Here is a 17,570-nt window from a genome sequence, read left to right as displayed (position 1 = left end):
TCTAGGCTAAGACCCAACCGAGGAGAACCTAATGCGTGAATCCAAAGATGTGGTCAGGCAGATAACCGTCGCCGCGAGCGCAACATTCGCCCTCATAGGGGCATTCGTTGGCTCTGGGGCTGCAGGCGGCACCCCGATCCAGGATGCTGCGGGCGGTGCGCTCGACGCCGATGCCACCGTCGTCGCCCCCGCAGGTTCAGCCTTCGGCATCTGGAGCATCATCTACCTCGGCCTCGTGGCCTACGCTGTCTGGCAAATGCTGCCCAAACAGTCCAGCACCGAACTGCACCGCCGCGTCGGCTACTGGGTTGCCGCATCCCTCGTGCTCAATGCAGCTTGGATTCTCTCCATCCAGTTCAACCTGCTCGCCCTCAGCGTTCCCGTGATTATCATCCTGTTGGCCGTGCTCATTCAGGCGTACCTGATCACCGTCAGGGTGCCGGCCGCTGGTGCCATTGATGCGATCGTCACCGATGGCACCATCGGTCTCTACCTCGGATGGGTGTGTGTTGCGACCGCAGCAAACATCACCGCCTGGCTTGCCGCTATTGGCTTCACGGGCTTCGGTATTTCCGAAGACGTGTGGGGCGTCGCCATCATCATCGTTGCCGGAGCTGTGGGCATCGCCATCGCCGCTCGCGGCCGCACACACTTCTCGCCAGCGCTCTCCCTCAGCTGGGGCCTCGCCTGGGTTGCTGTCGGACGCCTCAGTGGAGACCTGATCTCTCAGCCCACTGCCGTCGCTGCGATCGTCGCGGTCGTCGCCGTTCTCGCGAGTGCGACAGTTTTCGCAGTTGAACGGCTGCGCGCCGAACAGACCGCGAACTGAACGAAGCTTTCACGAACGCGTGGTTAAGGCTGCCGACCGCACCTCTTGTGCTTGAGTCGGCAGCCCTCAGTTGAGCGCTGTTAGCGACGCTTCTTCTGCTTCAGGTCCTTCTCGTGCACTGGCTCCTCGCCAGACGCCCGACGGTCGGCAAAGTAGTCGCGAGCCTCGTTCTGGCGAACAGCCTCGGCACCGGATGCGATCGGTGCTCGCACCAGCTCGTCGGTGAGACCAAACGCAGCCACCAGATCCAGCGCTTGGGGACGCAAACGCGGCAGCAGACGGTCGTCAATGTAGTCGGTGATGGCCTGTGCGCGGTTCGTGGAGATGCGACCGTGCATGAGATACCAGGCCAGGTTCTTCTCGATCAGCGAGAAGCCGAAGAGGTCTCGCAACCAGGTCATGACCTTGGCAGTGTCCTTGTCTTCGATCTTCTCGAGCGCGCGAGTGAACGCCTCCCACTGCAGCAGCTCGGCATGCGCGTACGCGGTCATGATGAGCTGATTCTGGTGACTGTTGAAGAGAGCGGCAGCCTCGGCCTGCGGAAGCTTGGTGGCTGCACGCAACTTACCGGCGACATCCGCCACCATCGTCTCAACCCGGTCGGTAAGCAACTGGCGCTGCGAGTCTGTGTCACGCACGTAACCGATCGAACGCGCCGTGGATCCGAAGTCGACAACGTTCTGGGCAAAGCGGCGAAGACCCGTGCGGTTGACTGCCGCCTCACTGACTTGGTCCGCAACGTACTGAGCGAGGGCACCGGCATCCGCCCCAGCAAACTTGCGCGAGTAGTCGGTGAGCAAACGCTTAGCAACGAGCTGGAGCAGTACGTTGTTGTCGCCCTCAAACGTCGCATAGACGTCAAGATCGGCGCGCATCTGGGTGAGTCGGTTCTCGGCCATGAAGCCAGCACCGCCGCACGCCTCGCGTGCTTCCTGCAGAGTGTCAAGTGCCGCCCACGTGCTCAGGGGCTTGAGTGCTGCCGCGATCGTCTCGAGGTCTTGACGGTCAGCATCGGTATCGGTGCGACCCGAGAACACACCATCGAACTTGTCGAGGAACTCCTCGTGCGCAAACGACATTGCGTAGGTCTGAGCCAGACGCGGTAGCAGTCGGCGCTGGTGACGCTGGTAGTCCAGAATCACTTCTTCATTCGTGTTGCTGGATGCCGTGAACTGTCGGCGCTCCGAGCCGTACTTGATCGCAATCGTGAGGGCCAGTTTGCTCGCGAGCACTGCGGCACCATCGAGCGAAACACGGCCCTGAACGAGCGTGCCGAGCATCGTGAAGAAGCGACGACCAGGGCTGTCGATGTCGGAGGTGTATTCACCGTTCTCGTCAACATTGCCGTAGCGGTTGAGCAGGTTGATGCGGGGCACGCGCACGTGGTCAAAGTGGAGTCGGCCGTTGTCGATACCGTTCAGTCCGCCCTTGAGACCGTCATCTTCACCCGAAAGGCCGGGGAGGAAACCGTTGTCGTCGCGCAGCGGAACATAGAACGCATGAACGCCGTGGTTGACGTCGTTCGTGATGAGCTGAGCGAACACTGTCGCAGCCTTGCCGTGCAGCGCCGCGTTCCCGAGGTAGTCCTTCCAGGCAGCACGGAACGGGGTGTTGATGACGAACTCGTCAGTGTCGGGGTCGTAGGTCGCCGTAGTAGCGATGCTGGCAACATCCGATCCGTGACCGATTTCGGTCATCGCGAATGCGCCAGGAGTCGTCAAGTTCATGATGTCTGGCAGCCACTTGTCGTGGTGCTCCTTGGTGCCCAAGTGCAGCACGGCAGCACCGAAGAGGCCCCACTGAACGCCAGACTTGATCTGCAGCGACGGGTCAGCAAGCACTACTTCTTCGAAGGCCGCAATGTTTCCGCCGTGATCGTCATGGCCACCCAGCGCGGTGGGGAAGGCGCGCTGAATCGCATCGTTATCGACGAGGATCGACATCTGGTTCAGCACACGCTCGCGGTGATCAGCCATCGAGAGCCCGGCGACCTGGTGAAGGTCGGGGTTCGCCATGAGCGCGCGCGACTCTTTGCGGGCCTTGGCCCACTTGCCCAGAAGGTATTCACCCAGCCACTCGACGTTGATGGCTGGGGTCTCGGGGGAGGTCTCAGCGGAAGTTGTGTTGGCGGCATCGACGGCGGAGGTAGGTGCTTCGGTCGCCGTCTCGGTTGCCGTGTCGTGAACCTGTGTCATGGCTATCTCGATTCGTGAAAGTTCGGTAATCACACGGTACGAGCGTTGCGTGCGGGTGCAAAGTGTCTCGTTCACGGTCAACCAAGTGGATGCCGCACCCGCCGCATCCCTTTGTGCAAAACCGCAAAACAGCCGCCGTAGCGTTGTGGGATGTATTGCCCTGCGGGCGCGATTGCCCAGTGGGAATCTTTGTTCAGGAGACGTTGTTGGCCTCCGTGAAAGGATGTAACTATGTCGACTATCACTCTCACCTCAGAAGACTTTGGCCAGACGGTCACCAAAGAAGGAATTACACTCGTAGATTTTTGGGCTGAATGGTGCGGCCCCTGTAAGCAGTTCGGGCCCATCTTTGAGACCGCAAGCGAAACCCACGCCGACATCACGTTCGGCAAGGTAGATACCGAAGCACAGCAAGAACTTGCTGGCGCTGCAGGCATCACCTCCATCCCCACCCTCATGGCATTTCGTGACGGCGTGCTCGTGTTCTCACAGCCCGGCGCACTCCCCGCCCCCGCCCTCGAGCAGGTCATTGAGGGCGTCAAGAACCTCGACATGACCGAGGTCCACAAGCAGGTTGCTGAGCAGCAGGCTGCAGCAGAAGCAGGCGAAGCACCTGCTACTCCCGCCGGCTAACTAGCCAACGAGAAACTCCCGCAGACCACAAAGGGCCCGTCGACGTTCACCGTCGACGGGCTCTTTTTTGTGCGGCTAGGCGATGGCTACTTCAGTGCTGCTGCGATGGCATCCACATAACTGTCGAGACCCCAGGGCAACGAGAGTGCCGTGGGCGGTGAGACCGATGCGACGAGCGAGGCACCGTTGACTGCGATGAGTCCGCCATCAGCAATGGCCGGGATGCTCTGCGCGTAGGGCTGGGCTGCGAACGTGTCGCCGACTTCCTTGGTCTCGGCGTAGGCGATCAGCAGGTCGCTGTCGAGCTCATCCAGCTTCTCGTAGCTGAGCGTGTAGTAGAACGTGGCGTCACCGTTAGCGAGAGTGTCTACGGCGGGTGAACTTACGAGACCGAGATCGACGAGGAACGCTACGCGAGGATCGGCCGGCTTGTAGACGTAGAAAGTTCCGCCAACATCGAAGGTCGCGGCAACAGTCTTGCCCTCAAACTCGGGGTGTGCAGCTGCCTGCTCGGCGACGAGCGCGTCAATGTCGGTGAGCACGGCATCCGCTTCAACAGACTTGCCGAGGGCAGTACCGGTGATGCTGATGACGTCGCGCCACGGGGTGGTCCACGGTGCGTCCGGGTAGGCAACGACCGGTGCGATCTCGCTGAGCAGATCGTACTGCTCCTCGGTGATTCCCGAGTAGGTCGCGAGGATGAGGTCGGGGGCGGCTTCGGCGATCTGCTCGTAGGCGGGGGCATCCGTGGTGGCAGGGAAGATCAGCGGGGTCTCTGTGCCCAACTCGGTGAGAGCATCCGCAGCCCATGGCAGTACGCCATTGTCGTCGCCGCCGTAGTTCTGGGCTTCCATGCCGACCGGCACAATGCCCAAGGCTAGCACTGCGTCTCCGCTGCCCCAACCCAGGGTGAGAACGCGCTGCGGTTCGGCCTCGATGACGGTGTTACCAAAGGCGTGCTCGATTGTGACGGGGAAAGCATCGGATGCTTCTGAGGCGCCCGCGTCACCTTTGGAGGTGGCGGTGGCGGCGCAACCACTGAGTGCGATTAGGGCTGCGGTGGCTGCAGCTAAGGCTGCGAGGCGAGGTCGGCGTGACATTGATCTCCTAGATCGAAGCATGATTTCGCAATTGTGCGGTGCAAAGTAAGGATAGGCTTACCTAAGCTAGGTGCGCAAGTTCCGCCGGGTCGCGACCGTGCTAGGCCCGCCCCACAGGGATCACCATAGGCGAGTGCGAAACCGGATCGGCAATAATCTGCGACTCAAGGCCGAATGCTTCCCGCATCCGGTCGGCCGTGACGACCTCGGTCGGCGTACCCTCGGCGAGAATCTGCCCCTCGCGCATCAGCACCATGTGGTCGGCATAGCGGGCGGCAAGGTTGAGCTCGTGCAGCACCATCACGATCGTCGTGCCGCGCTCGCTGTTGAGGTCAGCCAGCACATCGAGCGCGTCGAGCTGGTGGCGCACATCGAGAAACGTTGTCGGCTCGTCGAGGAGCAGGATGTCGGGATCCTGGCTGAGCGCCATCGCGATCCACACCCGCTGGCGCTGCCCGCCCGAGAGCTCCTCGAGGCGACGCGATGCCAACTCGGCCGTGTCGGTCGTGTGCAGCGCACGTTCGACTGCCACGTCATCCGCCGACGACCACTGCTGAAACCAGCCCTGATGTGGGTACCGTCCACGAGCAACAAGGTCGCGAACCGTGATGCCTTCCGGTGCAATCGGCGACTGCGGCAGGATGCCCACGACTTGCGCAACCTCCTTCGACGGCAGCGGGTGGATGTCGCGCCCGTCGAGCATCACGTGCCCAGACGCCGGTCGCAGCAGCCGTGACAATCCGCGCAGCAGTGTCGACTTGCCGCACGCATTGGCGCCTACAATCACGGTGATCTTGCCATCCGGAATCGCGAAGCTCACGTTCGACACAATGTCGCGCCCACCATAGTTGAGCGTCACATTGTCGGCTCGCAGCTCATGCGCTGGCCGCATCTGGGCCTGGGTCACGATGTATGTCCTTCACGATTAGTGGTCGAGATAAGCCACAGCAAGTAAGGCGCGCCAATGAGGCCGGTGACGATGCCGGCGGGCACTTGGGTTCCCGTGGCAATCAGGTGTTGGGCTACGAAGTCGGCGCCGAGCACGAGCACGATCGCTACAAGTGCGCTCGGCAGCAAGGCAAGTCTGCCGCCGGCAACCATGCGGCGGGCGATCGGCGCGGAGACGAAGGCGACGAAGGCGAGCGGGCCCACAAGTGCGGTTGCGATCGCCACGAGGGCGACGGCAACCATTATGAGGGCAAGCCGGGAGCGCTGCACCGCCACACCGAGACCGGCAGCAAGGTCGTCGCCTAGCTGCAGCATCCGGAGCTTTGCGGCAAGGAGGGCGACAGCCGGCAGAAGAATCACAAGACTGACAGCCATGATCAGGATGTCGCCCCAACTGGCTCCACCAAGCCCGCCGACCATCCACACAAGCGCCTGCTGCGCGTCGCGCACGTCACCGCGAGTGATGAGGTAGCCCAGCACCGCTTGCGCCATGAAGGCGATGCCCACGCCGATCAGCACGAAGCGCATCCCGTTCATGCCCGAACGCCACGAGAGCAGGTAGATCGCGAATGCGACGACGAGCGCTCCCACGAGTGCCGACAGTGAAACGGCAAGACCGGTTGCGCCGAAAATGAGCAGGCTCAACACCGCAGCAACACTGGCGCCGCCGCTAATGCCGATGATGTCGGGGCTTGCCAGCGCGTTGCGCAAGAGGCTCTGGAACAGCGCGCCGGCGAGTCCGAAGGCGACACCCACGAGAATCGCCAGCAGCACGCGCGGCAGTCGCAGCGTGAGGACGATGAAGCGATCAGAAGAGGTTCCGCGACCGAAAAGTGTGGCAAGCAGATCGGGCAACGAGAGTGTATATGCCCCTACGGCAATACTGACCAGCGCGAGCACAACCGCCGCCACGGCGAGGCCAATGATGATGCGCGGCGTACGGGGTGACATCTGGCTTCTGGATGCTGCGGTAGCACTCTGCACGTCGCCGCTCACGTCACCAGCACGACCTGCACCGCCCGCGACGCCGCGCTTCAGCATGCCGCTCACAGCCCGACCAACTTCACTCGACGTACGAGCGCGATCATCACGGGCGCACCGATCACGGCGACAACGAGCCCGGCCTCGAGTTCGGACGGCGAAACGATGAGTCGGCCAACAATGTCGGCGATGAGCAGCAGACTGGGGCCGATAACTGCCGAGACCGCGATGATCCAGCGGTAGTCAGGGCCGGTGAACGGGCGCACAATGTGGGGCACGACAAGGCCGACAAAAACTATCGGACCGGCGAGCGCCGTCGCCGAGCCGCACAGCAAGACAACGGCTCCGGCCGAGACCGCGCGCGAGACGTAGATGCGTTGGCCAAGGCCGCGAGCGAGGTCATCTCCGAGGGCGACAAGGTTGAGCATCCGCCCGGAAATCGCAGCAAGGATGAGGCCGCCGACCACGAACGCGATGACGATGCGCACCGCTTCGAGGTCGCGGCTAGCGAGCGACCCGACCGACCAGAATCGGAAAGTGTTGAGGGTGTCGGTGTCGGAGATGAGGATCAGGGAGATCACCGAGGTGATGCCGGCGGTGACGGCGGTGCCGGCGAGCACGAGTTTCACCGGGGTCGCACCCTCACGCCCGAGCGAACCGATTGCGTACACGACGCTCGCGGCGGCTGCGGCGCCCGCGAAGGCGAACCAGATGTAGCCGGTGGGGTTGACAATCGAGAGCACACTGATCGCGAAGACGACCGCAAGTGAGGCTCCTGCGTTGACACCCAGCAGCCCGGGGTCGGCGAGCGGGTTGCGCGTGACACCCTGCATGACCGAGCCGGCAACGCCGAGCGCGAGGCCGGCGAGCAACCCTACGATCGTGCGCGGAAGTCGAAGTTCGCGAATCACGAGGTGGTCGTTGTTGCCAGCCTCGGGAGAAAAAAGGGCCGGCCATACTTGAGATAACTCGATGCCCCGAGCGCCGAGAGCAAGGCTTAACACAAGGGCGACCGCGAGCAGCACTAGCGCGGCACCGAGCGCGACCCAGCGACGGGTGCGCAGGCTCACAGCGGTGTGCGGAGCTAGAGCGGTACGAGACATGTCAGGTAGGGAGGTGCGGGCTACTGCGCTTCGGACTTGCCGTCGCGCCAGTACCCCATGAAAGCAACCAGTTTGCGGTCGACGCCGGTGTCGCTCACGAGAAAGCGGCGCAGCAGTTTGATGACACTGGCTTCAGCGGCAAGCCACGCGTAGAAATGTCGGCCGGATGCTTCACCCGGCGAATCCCACAACAGTTCGAGGTCGACGTCGATGTCTCCGAGCGGCTGCGGCACCGTGGCCAGTGCAGGAAGCACTAGCGCGGAATTGGCGCACGTCCACGCCCGGACGGCGGGGTCGAGCCCCGCACCGGCCGGTTGCGTGCCCCGCGGCAGCCACGTAACGACGCAGTTGCTGCCGACATTCAAATGAAGCTGGTCTGCGGCATCCGGGATCTCAATAAAGGCGTAGGCGCGCACGCTGGGGTCGAGCCGTTCGAGGATGCTGCAGATTGCGGGCGCGGATGTCTCGTCACCGGCGAGCAGCACGGTGCGCGCGGGGCCGGGGTGCCAGTCGATCCCGATACCTGAGTGGATGCTCGCGGCGTCGGGGCCCACGATGATGACTTCGTCACCGACCACTGCCTCGGCGAGCCAGCGCCCGGCGGGGCCATTGGCTCCGTGGAAGACCATGTCGACGTCGATCTCGCGCAGCTCGGGACGAACGGCACGGATTGTGTAGCTGCGGAACGGGTTGCGTGCTTCGTCGGGCAGTGCACGCCAGCGGGCGTACCAGGTGCCGTCGGCAATAGTTTGGGGATCGTTGGCGCCGATGTCGCTCAGGCCGCGGCCGGGCAGTGGCAAGACGATCTTGATGCGCTGATCGAAGCCGTCGGTACCGAAGGTAGTGAACTCGGGGCCGGCAAAGGTGACGCGCCTAAAATGGGGCGACAGGGTGCGGATGCGTTCCACGCGCGCAGCGAATGGTCGATAGCCCGGTCGGGCATCCTGTGCAGTCTCGTGCTGTAAGGTAAGCATTGCCTAAGTATGGCATACCTAACCTGAAGCGAAAAGGTCAGAATTCGGGGAGCACGGCCCGCGTCAGCGCGCTTCTACATCCGGGGGCTTGACTCTCAGTGCACTAGTTGACGCATCTCTCACGGATCCTGTTCCCGTGACCTGTCCCGCAATAGGGACGGTGACGAGTCGGCATTTCATGCCGTCATGAGACTGGGTGGAGACCGTATTCCCTCGTGAATCAGGTGCCCACAGGGGAACGCTCAGCGAAGAACATCTGGCAGCAGCTTCGCGACCGATGTGCCGCTGGTACGAGACCAGGCAATGACCGCGCTGGCCAGAGCGAGTGCAGAACCAGCAAGCAATTGATGGCTGCCCTGCCCGACGATCAACGATCCTACTGACTGGAACGCACGGCCCTTCCTCGCCAACGCGAGGACATTGACCCCGGCTCGTTCCCCGAACCAGTGGCCAGCTGGCAGACGAACACCGCCAGCTAGGTTCTTCGGTACGTCTGGATCCCGACCGCTGAGCCACTCGTCGAGAAGCCCCAGGGCGACTCCCATGCAACTGGACACCTCAGGCATCGAATTATCTGACGACTTGGGCTGCGCCTTGTCCAGCAAAGCTCCGGCGCGATCGGTCCGACCATCAGCGATCGCGGCCACGATCAGCATCAGGAGGGCGACCGCTTGGTCTCGGCGAGCTCCAACGGGGGTGAACAGTTCCATATTGCGCCGCTCGGTCGCTTTCTGGATCGCGCGGTTGAGGGTGTCGATGTCGCTGACGTCATTGATGTCGACGCCATCCTCTGCCAACAGCGGGGCGAGCTCACGCATTGTCTCATCCGCTAGCCCGGGCCTCCGTCGAACCTTCCAAGGACCGAGAGGCGGTTCGGGGCCGTTACGTCGCAAATCTCCCATGCGCCCATCATCCCAGTAAAACCGACCGGGAGTCGCATCAGAGTGGCATCACCTGGAAGACGATCCGCAATGATGCCGGTGTGCCCTTCACGCCAGCACGGTGCGTCGCCGTCGACGGCCGCCAACCGCCAGGCGCAGCAACGATCTGCGGGACTGGTACCGTTGCCTCGCGGGAGGGGTCGGATGCAGGCCGGACGAATACTGGGCCCGGACGAGTTCTGGGATCAGATAACAACTATGGATGTCCAGTTGCGTAGATCTTTCGCGCAACGACCCTGCTTTGGGCTCGATGGTTGGACTGGGCGACGCATGATCGCCGAATGGGCTCTGGGCGATAGTACCTTCCGCAGCGTTCAGTGCGACCGGGACGGTGATTCGACGCAAGTGGTGGTGGCGACCTCCGACGACGATGTTGAAGATCCGCTGCAGCACATTATTGGGAACCTACCCTCGGAAGAACCATTCAACGAGCGCCTCGGCCGGTTGCCGACCAGTCAGATCCCCTTCGTGTTCGAGCGAATCGAAGTACCAGTCTCGGGACAGCACGTCTCCTTTGATGTCCGCAGCGTGGACGATTACCTCGTCGCTGATGCCACCGTGGAGGGATGGCACATCGTGCTTCGCACCCGCGGCATCGTTTTAGAAGAGTTGCGTATCGCACGCATCGAAGACATCGAGCCCTACCTCGAAGGTCGCAACGTACTGATCAGAAAAGTGCGCACCGAACACGGAATCGTCGACCCGGAATAGACAGCCCGCGGACATCTGGACAACGCCAGAGCCCGATCAGGCGGCCGTACGGGTATGAGGAGGTTGTATCCAAATACAATACAGGCGTATCTTTAAAAGATGCAGATGAATTGTATTGCAATACGAACAAGCGAAGGGGGTTATCCGTGGACTTATCTGCCCCGCTGGCCTCACTGATGAATGGCCTAGACGCCGTGGCCTTGCGCGTCGTCGCCAGAGCCGGTGCAGAACTCAGTGGTCGACAGGTCGCCCGGCTCGCCGGGACTGGAACACCAGCAAACATCCGATTGTCTCTTCTCCGGCTCGTCAACATCGGCCTGGTCACTTCTGTCCCGGCGCCGCACGCGACTATGTTTTCTGCCAACAGGTCGCACATTCTCTGGCCGGCTGTTGAGGTCGCCATGAATGCACGTCAGGAATTGAATCGGCGTATTGCATCATTTGCAGAAGCGAGCACGCCTGCGGGTGTGACCGTCGCCCTCTACGGTTCGGTAGCACGCGGCGACTCCACTAACACAAGCGACGTTGATCTGCTTGTGGTTTTTCCGGACGCCACTGACCTCGACGTCAGAGACGATTTCGTCACCGGGCTCAGAGACAGCGTGCAGTTGTGGACCGGCAATGACGCTCAAGTGTACGACCTGACAACATCGGCGCTGGCTAAGCAACGTGAAGAAGGTGACCCGATGATAAAAAGCTGGACAGCAGATGGCGTCGTTGTCTTCGGGAAGAGCATCTTGGGCATACGAAGGGCGCCGTGAACGCAAGGATCAAACAGATGACGGCGGGGGAAGTGCGGGTGCGAGCAGAACATGCCCGTGATTCCCTCCTGACCGCGCAGCTCCGGTTTGAGCCCGGCGGACCAATGGCATCGAACAATACAACTGGGCTGAACGCCGTGCATGCCGGCATCGCAGCAGCCGACGCTATCTGCGGCTCCAAGCTCGGATATCGCTCGAACGGCCAAGATCACAAACAGGCCATCGGGATTCTCACCCAGGCGATCCCCGAAAGGAAAACCGCAGCGAGAGACCTTGGCCGACTGCTGGAAACAAAAACTCTTACTTCCTACGGGACCAGTCACATCACAGAGGCAAAGGCAAGCGAGCTCCTCAAGTACGCGACCCGGCTGGTTGAAGAAATGGAGTCAGTTCTCGCCTCGTGACAGGCGCCCCTAGAACTCAGGCGGCCCGTCATACGGAGCGTCGCCATCGGAGTAAAACGGGATGTCGTTTTCGTCGCCGGGCACGGGTGCCGAAACTGGGGCCGAGCCGCGTCGTGCGGCCGGACGCGCGGCAGGAGCCGAGGCACGAGACTGACGTGTAGCCGTCGCCGGAGCAGACGTAGCTGCAGGTGAAGCCGCGAACGTGGGAGCTGCCGCATCCGCTGCAGCCCCACTCGCCGCTTCAACCGACTCCCCTGCCACAACAGCGAGCACCGCTGCGCCATACGTGTCGAGCTTCTTCTCGCCGATCCCGCTGATCTCGGCGAGTTCAGCCAGCGACTCAGGCTTAGTGACGGCGATGCCGCGCAGAGTGGCATCCGCGAACACCACGTAGGCGGGCACACCGTTATCGCGTGCCATACCGGCACGCCAGGACCGCAGGTTCTCAAACAGGTCGGTCGCCGACTCCGGCAGATCAACGGCAACCTTGCGCTTTGCAGCGCCACCGCCGGCACCAGAACCGCGGGCCTTGCGGGGCGCCTCACGACGCAGCTTCACGATGCGGTCACCGCTCAACACCGCCGCACTTTCGGGAGTGATGGCCAGCGTTCCGTACTCGCCCTGCACCGCCAGCAACGATTGCGCCAGCAGCTGCCGAACAACCGAACGCCAGTCCTGTTCCGAGACATCCGAACCGATTCCGAACGTGGCCAGATCGTCGTGGCGTTGCTGCGTGACGCGCGTCGTGGTCTTGCCAATCAAGATGTCGACCAGGTGCCCGGCACCAAACTTTTGATTGCGCTCACGATCCAAGCGCACAATTGTCGACATCATCTTCTGAGCCGCAACAGTGCCATCCCACGACTCCGGCGGCGACAGGCACGTGTCGCAATTGCCGCAGGCGGTTGATTCCTGACCAAAGTAGCCAAGCAACTGCACGCGACGACACTCAACGGTCTCGCAGAGCGCAAGCATTGCGTCGAGGTGCGCGCTCAGGTTGCGACGGTGAGCCAGATCGCCGCCCGACTGGTCGATCATGCGACGCTGCTGCATGACATCCTGCAGGCCGTAAGCGAGCCACGCCGTTGCGGGGAGGCCATCACGGCCAGCACGACCCGTCTCTTGGTAGTAACCCTCAACACTCTTGGGCAGATCGAGGTGGGCGACGAAGCGCACATCGGGCTTATCAATGCCCATACCGAACGCGATCGTCGCAACCATCACCATGCCGTCTTCCCGCAAGAATCGACTCTGGTTGCTCGCACGAACCTTGGAGTCGAGACCCGCGTGATACGGCAACGCCGCGATACCGTTGTCGACCAAAAACTGCGCCGTCTTCTCGACCGAGGCCCGCGACAAGCAGTACACAATTCCGGCATCGCCGGGGTGCTCGGTGTTCAACAGCGCAAGAAGTTGCTGCAGCGGCTGAGCTTTCGCCTCAATGCGGTACTGGATGTTGGGCCGGTCAAAACTAGAAACAAATTGGGTAGCGTCGGTGAGCTTCAGTCGCTGGGCGATCTCTGTGCGAGTGGCTTCAGTCGCGGTCGCGGTCAGCGCAATTCGCGGAACGTCGGGCCAACGGTCATGCAACACATCGAGCTGCAGGTAGTCGGGCCTAAAGTCGTGCCCCCACTGCGAAACACAGTGCGCCTCATCGATCGCGAACAGACCGATCTGACCCTGTTCGAGGAGTGAAACGGTGGAGGAGACCCGCAGCCGCTCGGGCGCGAGGTAGAGCAGATCCAGCTCGCCGGCCCGATACGCGTTTTCGACGCGAGTGCGTTCTTCGGCGGACTGGGTGGAGTTGAGAAACTCGGCCCGAGCACCAACGGCGGCCAGGGCATCCACCTGATCTTGCATGAGCGCAATCAGTGGGGAAATGACCACGCCGGTGCCGTCGCGAACGAGAGCGGGGATTTGATAGCAGAGCGATTTGCCGCCACCGGTGGGCATGAGCACGAGGGCGTCGCCGCCGCCCACGATCGTGTTGATGATTTCGCCCTGCTGCCCCCGAAACGAGTCGTAACCGAACGTGGACTCAAGAACAGACTGGGCAGACACCATGCCGAGAAGTCTAGGCGCAGCCACCACCATTCGACCGAGAGCGCTGGCCCCCTGTGGAACAAACCAACCGCCCTACCCCTTCGTGGAACCGGCGAGCAGCCCGCGCACAAAGTAGCGCTGCAGCGCGAAGAAGACAATGAGCGGCACGAGGATTGAGATGAAAGCACCAGCCGTGAGTAGGTTCCAGTCTTGACCGCGACTGCCGGTGATCTCTGCCAGCAGTTTCGTCATCGGCGCGACCCGTCCGTCAGCGAACACTAGCGCGACGAGGAGGTCGTTCCACACCCACAGGAACTGGAAGATCGCGAAGGAAGCGATCGCGGGCATGGTGAGGGGCAGCACGATTCGGAAGAAGATCTGGCCGTGGCCAGCCCCATCCACCCTGGCGGCTTCAATGAGCTCTCCGGGGATCTGCGAAACGAAGTTGTGCAGCAAGAAGATCGCCAGCGGCAACGCAAAGATCGTGTGCGCGATCCACACTTGCGAGTAAGCGTTGGAGGCGTTCAGGCTGGCGAAGACCTCGACGTTACCGATCGATAGTCCGCGGGAGAATAGGCTCAACAGGGGCACGAGTGCCATCTGCAGCGGAACGATCTGTAGCGCGAAGACTCCGATGAACATCCAGTTTCGGCCGGGGAATGGTATCCACGCGAAAGCGTAGGCCGCGAGGCTCGCGATGACGAGCGGGAAGATCGTGGCCGGCAGCGTGATCACGATCGAGTTAATGAACGCGCCAGCGAGGTTGAGCGTGCTGTTTCCGGCCGCAAGTACCTCGGTGTAGTTGTTGAGGGTGAACCCGGGGTTCTGGAAGATCGTCCACCAGCCGTTACGCAGGATCTCCTCGGGGGGACGAATTGACGAGATGAACAGCCCGAAGGTAGGCGTAGTCCAGAGCACCGCGATAATCAGCGCCGCGATCGTTGCGCCACGACTCGTGAGGCGCTTCTTAGTGCGCTTGGCGGCACCCAGCTTCTCACCGCGAACCAGCTGCTTCTTGGTCTTTTTGTCGAGCGGAAGTCGCGCGGGAACTGTCGCAGTCATCGGATCTCCCTCTGCTTCTTGATCTGTCTCGCGTTGTAAACAACAATCGGTAGCACCATCACGAACAGCACGACCGCGAACGCAGCAGACCTGCCGACTTCGAATCCTTGCCACTGTGAGTACATTTCGTTGGCTATCACACTGGTCTCATTCGCACCGGCGGTCATGGTGCGCACAATGTCGAAGACTTTCAGCGAAGCAATCGAAATCGTGGTGAGGACAACGACAAGTGAGCTGCGGATGCCGGGCACGGTGACGTTGATGAAGCTCTGCCAGGGGTTGGTTCCGTCGAGTTCCGCAGCCTCCAGCTGCTCAGCGGGAACACCCTTGATCGCCGCCGACAGGATCACCATGGCGAAACCGGTTTGAATCCAGATCAGCACGACGATGAGAAAGAAAGTGTTCCACGGGGAGTTCGAGAGCCAGGAAACTGGTTCGCCACCCATCCAGACCACGACCTGGTTGAGTAGTCCGATCTGTTCTTGGCCTGCAGGGCGGACGGCGTAGACGAAGCGCCAGATGATGCTCGCGCCAACGAATGAAATGGCCATTGGCATGAAGACGAGCACCTTGAAGACTTTCTCGCCGCGCGACTTGTCAATGAATACGGCATAGGCGAGCCCGAAAATGGTCGAGACCGCGGGAACGATCAGTACCCAGACGAAGGTGTTGAGTACGGTGCGGATGCCGGTGTCTTGCGTGAAGATCCAGATGAAGTTTTCGAGGCCAACGAAGCGGGTTCCGCGGCTGTTCATGAAGGCTTGGATTGTCGTTTGGATCGTGGGGTAGATGAGTCCGATGCCGAGCAAGAAGATCGCTGGGCTCAAGAATCCGACCAGCTGAAAAAGATAGCCAGCACCTTGCTTTGAGCGGTAGTCAAGGTAGAAGAAAAGTGCGCCAAAGAGTGTTGCTGCGACGGCAGCCCAGAGCACTGAGCCGAGCGCCAAGAACACAAGCCCGGGAATGAGCACGCAGGCCGCGGCGCGGATGATGGTGAATTTGCGGCCGCTGCGCGGCGCGATTTCTAAGAAGAAGATCAACAGTGCGATCACTGCGAAGAAAGCGAGAAGCACCAGCGGTATTTGTGCGAGTGCGGGAAGGGTGGAGATCCACGCTAAGAAAGCTGACATGTCGAACCTTTCGAGTGCATCGCTGAACTCTCTCTACTCCTGTGACTCTACGACAACTGCGCACTCGAGCGGTGGATATGAGTGCGGGCCGGGAAGAACTTCCCGGCCCGCACATCACACCGCTATCGCCCTACGGTGTTACGCGACCGTGGCGGATTATTCAGACGGCCATGAGGCGTCGATAGTCGAGAGCACGTCTTCGGTTGACTTGCCGTTGACCCAGTCGACCATTCCTGTCCAGAACGCTCCGGCACCAACAACACCCGGCATAAGGTCGGAGGCGTCAAAGCGGAAGGTCGTGTCTGGATCCTGCAGGATGGTGATGGCTTCCTGCAGGATGGGACTGCTTGCGCTTGCGGGGTCGAGGCCATTGTTAGCGCTGATGACACCGCCCAACTTCACGCGAGAGTTTGCCCACTCTGGGCTCGACAGGTATTCCTGAACCTTGATGGTTTCTTCGTCGTTCGAGAACGCACCGACGATTTCGCCACCGCCGGTGACGGCGTTGCCGCCGGCCTCAACTGATGGAGTAACGAAGGCCCAGATGTCAGCATCCGGCCCGACCGTAGCGTTGCCGTTCTTGGGGTCTTGGATGAACCCATCGAAGAATGATGCCTGGTGGTGGAGGGCACAGGTGCCGTCGCCGAGTGCGCGAGCTGGATCACCGAACGGTGTGCTGTTGATCGACTTGACGTCGCCGAAGCCTGCATTGACGTACTCAGGGTTCAAGAGGATGTCACCAACCGAATCGAAGGCCGACACGATGGCGGGGTCACTGAATGGAATCTCGTGCGACACCCACTTGTCGTAGGTCTCTGGTCCGGCTTCGCGAAGCACGAGGTCTTCAACCCAGTCCGTTCCCGGCCAACCCGTTGCGGCATCCGAACCAAATCCTGCACACCACGGTGCGGTGCCAGTCTTGTCGGCAATTGTCTGGGTGAGCGTAAGCAGCTCGTCCCACGTCTCGGGAATTTCTACGCCCCACTCAGCGAACTGGGCTGGCGAGTACCAAACGAAGCCCTTGACGCTGGCCATGAGCGGTGCACCGTAGAGGGTATCTCCGGTGGTCGCATAGGCGGCCCAGTCTGCAGACCAGTACTGCTCAACGTTGGCCTGAACGCTCGTGGGCGCTGGCTGAATGAAGTCGCGCGATGCGAGGTCCGCGAGAAGACCCGGCTGCGGGAAGATTGCGATGTCAGGTGCGTTGCCGCCCTGCGCCCGAATGCTGATCTGAGCTTCGAACTCTTTGCTGGCTTCGTACTGAATGTCAATGCCATTCTGGTCTTCCCAGTCAGCCCAAGACTCTTCGAGAAGTTCAGCTTCAGTGTCAGCAATGGTTCCGTAGATGGTGACGACGCCGTCGGCATCGCCTGAATCGCCGGGGCCACCTGTGCCGCTAGATCCGGATGCGCAACCGGTGAGGACCATGCTTGCGATGCCGAGAGTGGCGATCGGAAGTAAGGCTCGTCGATAGTGGTGGGAAATCATACAAATCCTCCTCGTCGAGGTTTGCCCACAGGCCGAGCAGCATGCGGGGGAACAACTGCAGCTCTGAACTCGCCCGCTTGAGTGGTCAAGACCCCGGAGAGCGCGTTCATGACTCACGCTAGGTCACTCCTACAGATTCATGCAAGCGCTTGCGGGGACTCTCTCGTCTACCGCAACCGGAATGAGACCTAACGCGGGGAGATCTCCTGCACTTTTGAGGCAATTGGTCAAGTTTGTATAGCACACTACTGCCGGTGTTCACTGGAG

The 17,570-nt window shown here is 61.5% G+C and carries 16 protein-coding genes; 5 read left to right on the top strand and 11 right to left on the bottom strand.

Features of this window, described 5'->3' with window-relative positions; translation table 11 throughout:
- Window positions 1–31 precede the first annotated feature (31 nt).
- Window positions 32–829, top strand: a complete 798-nt coding sequence (locus tag ABD112_RS09455) for a TspO/MBR family protein (RefSeq protein ID WP_343925307.1) — start codon at window positions 32–34, stop codon at window positions 827–829.
- 80 nt (window positions 830–909) lie between these two features.
- Here ABD112_RS09455 and ABD112_RS09450 read toward each other — a convergent pair whose 3' ends face one another.
- Complete coding sequence (locus ABD112_RS09450; protein WP_343925414.1) at window positions 910–3,024, bottom strand: acyl-CoA dehydrogenase family protein; 2,115 nt, start codon at window positions 3,022–3,024, stop codon at window positions 910–912.
- Between the two features lie 231 nt (window positions 3,025–3,255).
- Between ABD112_RS09450 and trxA the strand changes: the two genes are divergently transcribed.
- Window positions 3,256–3,657 carry a thioredoxin gene (trxA, locus tag ABD112_RS09445; RefSeq protein ID WP_343925305.1) on the top strand — a complete coding sequence of 134 codons (402 nt, stop codon included), beginning with the start codon at window positions 3,256–3,258 and terminating at the stop codon, window positions 3,655–3,657.
- Between the two features lie 86 nt (window positions 3,658–3,743).
- On the opposite strand, the gene ABD112_RS09440 is transcribed toward trxA, so the two are convergent.
- The 6 genes from ABD112_RS09440 to ABD112_RS09415 all read right to left on the bottom strand — a co-directional run bounded on the left by ABD112_RS09440 (window position 3,744) and on the right by ABD112_RS09415 (window position 9,581).
- Window positions 3,744–4,757, bottom strand: coding sequence for an iron-siderophore ABC transporter substrate-binding protein (locus ABD112_RS09440; protein WP_343925304.1), 1,014 nt, complete (start codon window positions 4,755–4,757; stop codon window positions 3,744–3,746).
- Between the two features lie 100 nt (window positions 4,758–4,857).
- On the bottom strand, window positions 4,858–5,649 hold the full coding sequence (locus tag ABD112_RS09435; RefSeq protein WP_343925412.1) for an ABC transporter ATP-binding protein: 792 nt from the start codon (window positions 5,647–5,649) through the stop codon (window positions 4,858–4,860).
- 11 nt (window positions 5,650–5,660) lie between these two features.
- Window positions 5,661–6,746: a FecCD family ABC transporter permease gene (locus tag ABD112_RS09430; protein WP_343925410.1), complete on the bottom strand. Its 1,086-nt coding sequence runs from the start codon at window positions 6,744–6,746 to the stop codon at window positions 5,661–5,663.
- Between the two features lie 5 nt (window positions 6,747–6,751).
- Window positions 6,752–7,789, bottom strand: coding sequence for a FecCD family ABC transporter permease (locus tag ABD112_RS09425; RefSeq protein WP_343925303.1), 1,038 nt, complete (start codon window positions 7,787–7,789; stop codon window positions 6,752–6,754).
- 20 nt (window positions 7,790–7,809) lie between these two features.
- Window positions 7,810–8,763, bottom strand: coding sequence for a siderophore-interacting protein (locus tag ABD112_RS09420; RefSeq protein WP_343925302.1), 954 nt, complete (start codon window positions 8,761–8,763; stop codon window positions 7,810–7,812).
- A gap of 242 nt (window positions 8,764–9,005) precedes the next feature.
- Window positions 9,006–9,581, bottom strand: coding sequence for a hypothetical protein (locus ABD112_RS09415; protein WP_343925301.1), 576 nt, complete (start codon window positions 9,579–9,581; stop codon window positions 9,006–9,008).
- 393 nt (window positions 9,582–9,974) lie between these two features.
- Between ABD112_RS09415 and ABD112_RS09410 the strand changes: the two genes are divergently transcribed.
- The 3 genes from ABD112_RS09410 (at window position 9,975) to ABD112_RS09400 (ending at window position 11,580) form a co-directional block, all read left to right on the top strand.
- Window positions 9,975–10,415 carry a hypothetical protein gene (locus ABD112_RS09410; RefSeq protein WP_343925299.1) on the top strand — a complete coding sequence of 147 codons (441 nt, stop codon included), beginning with the start codon at window positions 9,975–9,977 and terminating at the stop codon, window positions 10,413–10,415.
- 146 nt (window positions 10,416–10,561) lie between these two features.
- On the top strand, window positions 10,562–11,176 hold the full coding sequence (locus tag ABD112_RS09405; protein ID WP_343925297.1) for a nucleotidyltransferase domain-containing protein: 615 nt from the start codon (window positions 10,562–10,564) through the stop codon (window positions 11,174–11,176).
- A gap of 17 nt (window positions 11,177–11,193) precedes the next feature.
- Window positions 11,194–11,580 (top strand): hypothetical protein, encoded by a 387-nt coding sequence (locus ABD112_RS09400; protein ID WP_343925295.1) that lies wholly within the window; start codon window positions 11,194–11,196, stop codon window positions 11,578–11,580.
- A 9-nt stretch (window positions 11,581–11,589) separates the two neighbouring features.
- Here ABD112_RS09400 and recQ read toward each other — a convergent pair whose 3' ends face one another.
- The 4 genes from recQ to ABD112_RS09380 all read right to left on the bottom strand — a co-directional run bounded on the left by recQ (window position 11,590) and on the right by ABD112_RS09380 (window position 17,303).
- Window positions 11,590–13,644 (bottom strand): DNA helicase RecQ, encoded by a 2,055-nt coding sequence (gene recQ / locus ABD112_RS09395; protein WP_343925293.1) that lies wholly within the window; start codon window positions 13,642–13,644, stop codon window positions 11,590–11,592.
- Window positions 13,645–13,716: 72 nt separating this feature from the next.
- On the bottom strand, window positions 13,717–14,685 hold the full coding sequence (locus tag ABD112_RS09390) for a carbohydrate ABC transporter permease (RefSeq protein WP_343925291.1): 969 nt from the start codon (window positions 14,683–14,685) through the stop codon (window positions 13,717–13,719).
- The gene (locus ABD112_RS09385; RefSeq protein ID WP_343925289.1) at window positions 14,682–15,815 is read right to left on the bottom strand and encodes a carbohydrate ABC transporter permease; all 1,134 of its coding nucleotides are present in this window, start codon (window positions 15,813–15,815) and stop codon (window positions 14,682–14,684) included. Before ABD112_RS09385 ends, ABD112_RS09390 begins: the two co-directional genes overlap by 4 nt.
- 156 nt (window positions 15,816–15,971) lie before the next feature.
- Window positions 15,972–17,303 (bottom strand): ABC transporter substrate-binding protein, encoded by a 1,332-nt coding sequence (locus ABD112_RS09380; RefSeq protein WP_343925287.1) that lies wholly within the window; start codon window positions 17,301–17,303, stop codon window positions 15,972–15,974.
- Window positions 17,304–17,570 lie beyond the last annotated feature (267 nt).

Origin of the sequence: Rhodoglobus aureus (assembly GCF_039527955.1) — a bacterium.
GTDB classification, from domain to species: domain Bacteria; phylum Actinomycetota; class Actinomycetes; order Actinomycetales; family Microbacteriaceae; genus Rhodoglobus; species Rhodoglobus aureus.
This window is presented reverse-complemented; position numbering and strand designations above follow the sequence as displayed.

Bases quoted from the DNA above. Each gene is read 5' to 3' on its own strand.
- trxA (WP_343925305.1), top strand. From the start codon at position 3,256: ATGTCGACTATCACTCTCACCTCAGAAGACTTTGGCCAGACGGTCACC.
- ABD112_RS09435 (WP_343925412.1), bottom strand. From the start codon at position 5,649: ATGCGGCCAGCGCATGAGCTGCGAGCCGACAATGTGACGCTCAACTAT.
- recQ (WP_343925293.1), bottom strand. From the start codon at position 13,644: ATGGTGTCTGCCCAGTCTGTTCTTGAGTCCACGTTCGGTTACGACTCG.
- ABD112_RS09400 (WP_343925295.1), top strand. From the start codon at position 11,194: ATGACGGCGGGGGAAGTGCGGGTGCGAGCAGAACATGCCCGTGATTCC.
- ABD112_RS09410 (WP_343925299.1), top strand. From the start codon at position 9,975: ATGATCGCCGAATGGGCTCTGGGCGATAGTACCTTCCGCAGCGTTCAG.
- ABD112_RS09390 (WP_343925291.1), bottom strand. From the start codon at position 14,685: ATGACTGCGACAGTTCCCGCGCGACTTCCGCTCGACAAAAAGACCAAG.
- ABD112_RS09455 (WP_343925307.1), top strand. From the start codon at position 32: ATGCGTGAATCCAAAGATGTGGTCAGGCAGATAACCGTCGCCGCGAGC.
- ABD112_RS09380 (WP_343925287.1), bottom strand. From the start codon at position 17,303: ATGATTTCCCACCACTATCGACGAGCCTTACTTCCGATCGCCACTCTC.
- ABD112_RS09425 (WP_343925303.1), bottom strand. From the start codon at position 7,789: ATGTCTCGTACCGCTCTAGCTCCGCACACCGCTGTGAGCCTGCGCACC.
- ABD112_RS09440 (WP_343925304.1), bottom strand. From the start codon at position 4,757: ATGTCACGCCGACCTCGCCTCGCAGCCTTAGCTGCAGCCACCGCAGCC.
- ABD112_RS09450 (WP_343925414.1), bottom strand. From the start codon at position 3,024: ATGACACAGGTTCACGACACGGCAACCGAGACGGCGACCGAAGCACCT.
- ABD112_RS09420 (WP_343925302.1), bottom strand. From the start codon at position 8,763: ATGCTTACCTTACAGCACGAGACTGCACAGGATGCCCGACCGGGCTAT.
- ABD112_RS09385 (WP_343925289.1), bottom strand. From the start codon at position 15,815: ATGTCAGCTTTCTTAGCGTGGATCTCCACCCTTCCCGCACTCGCACAA.
- ABD112_RS09415 (WP_343925301.1), bottom strand. From the start codon at position 9,581: ATGCGTGAGCTCGCCCCGCTGTTGGCAGAGGATGGCGTCGACATCAAT.
- ABD112_RS09430 (WP_343925410.1), bottom strand. From the start codon at position 6,746: ATGCTGAAGCGCGGCGTCGCGGGCGGTGCAGGTCGTGCTGGTGACGTG.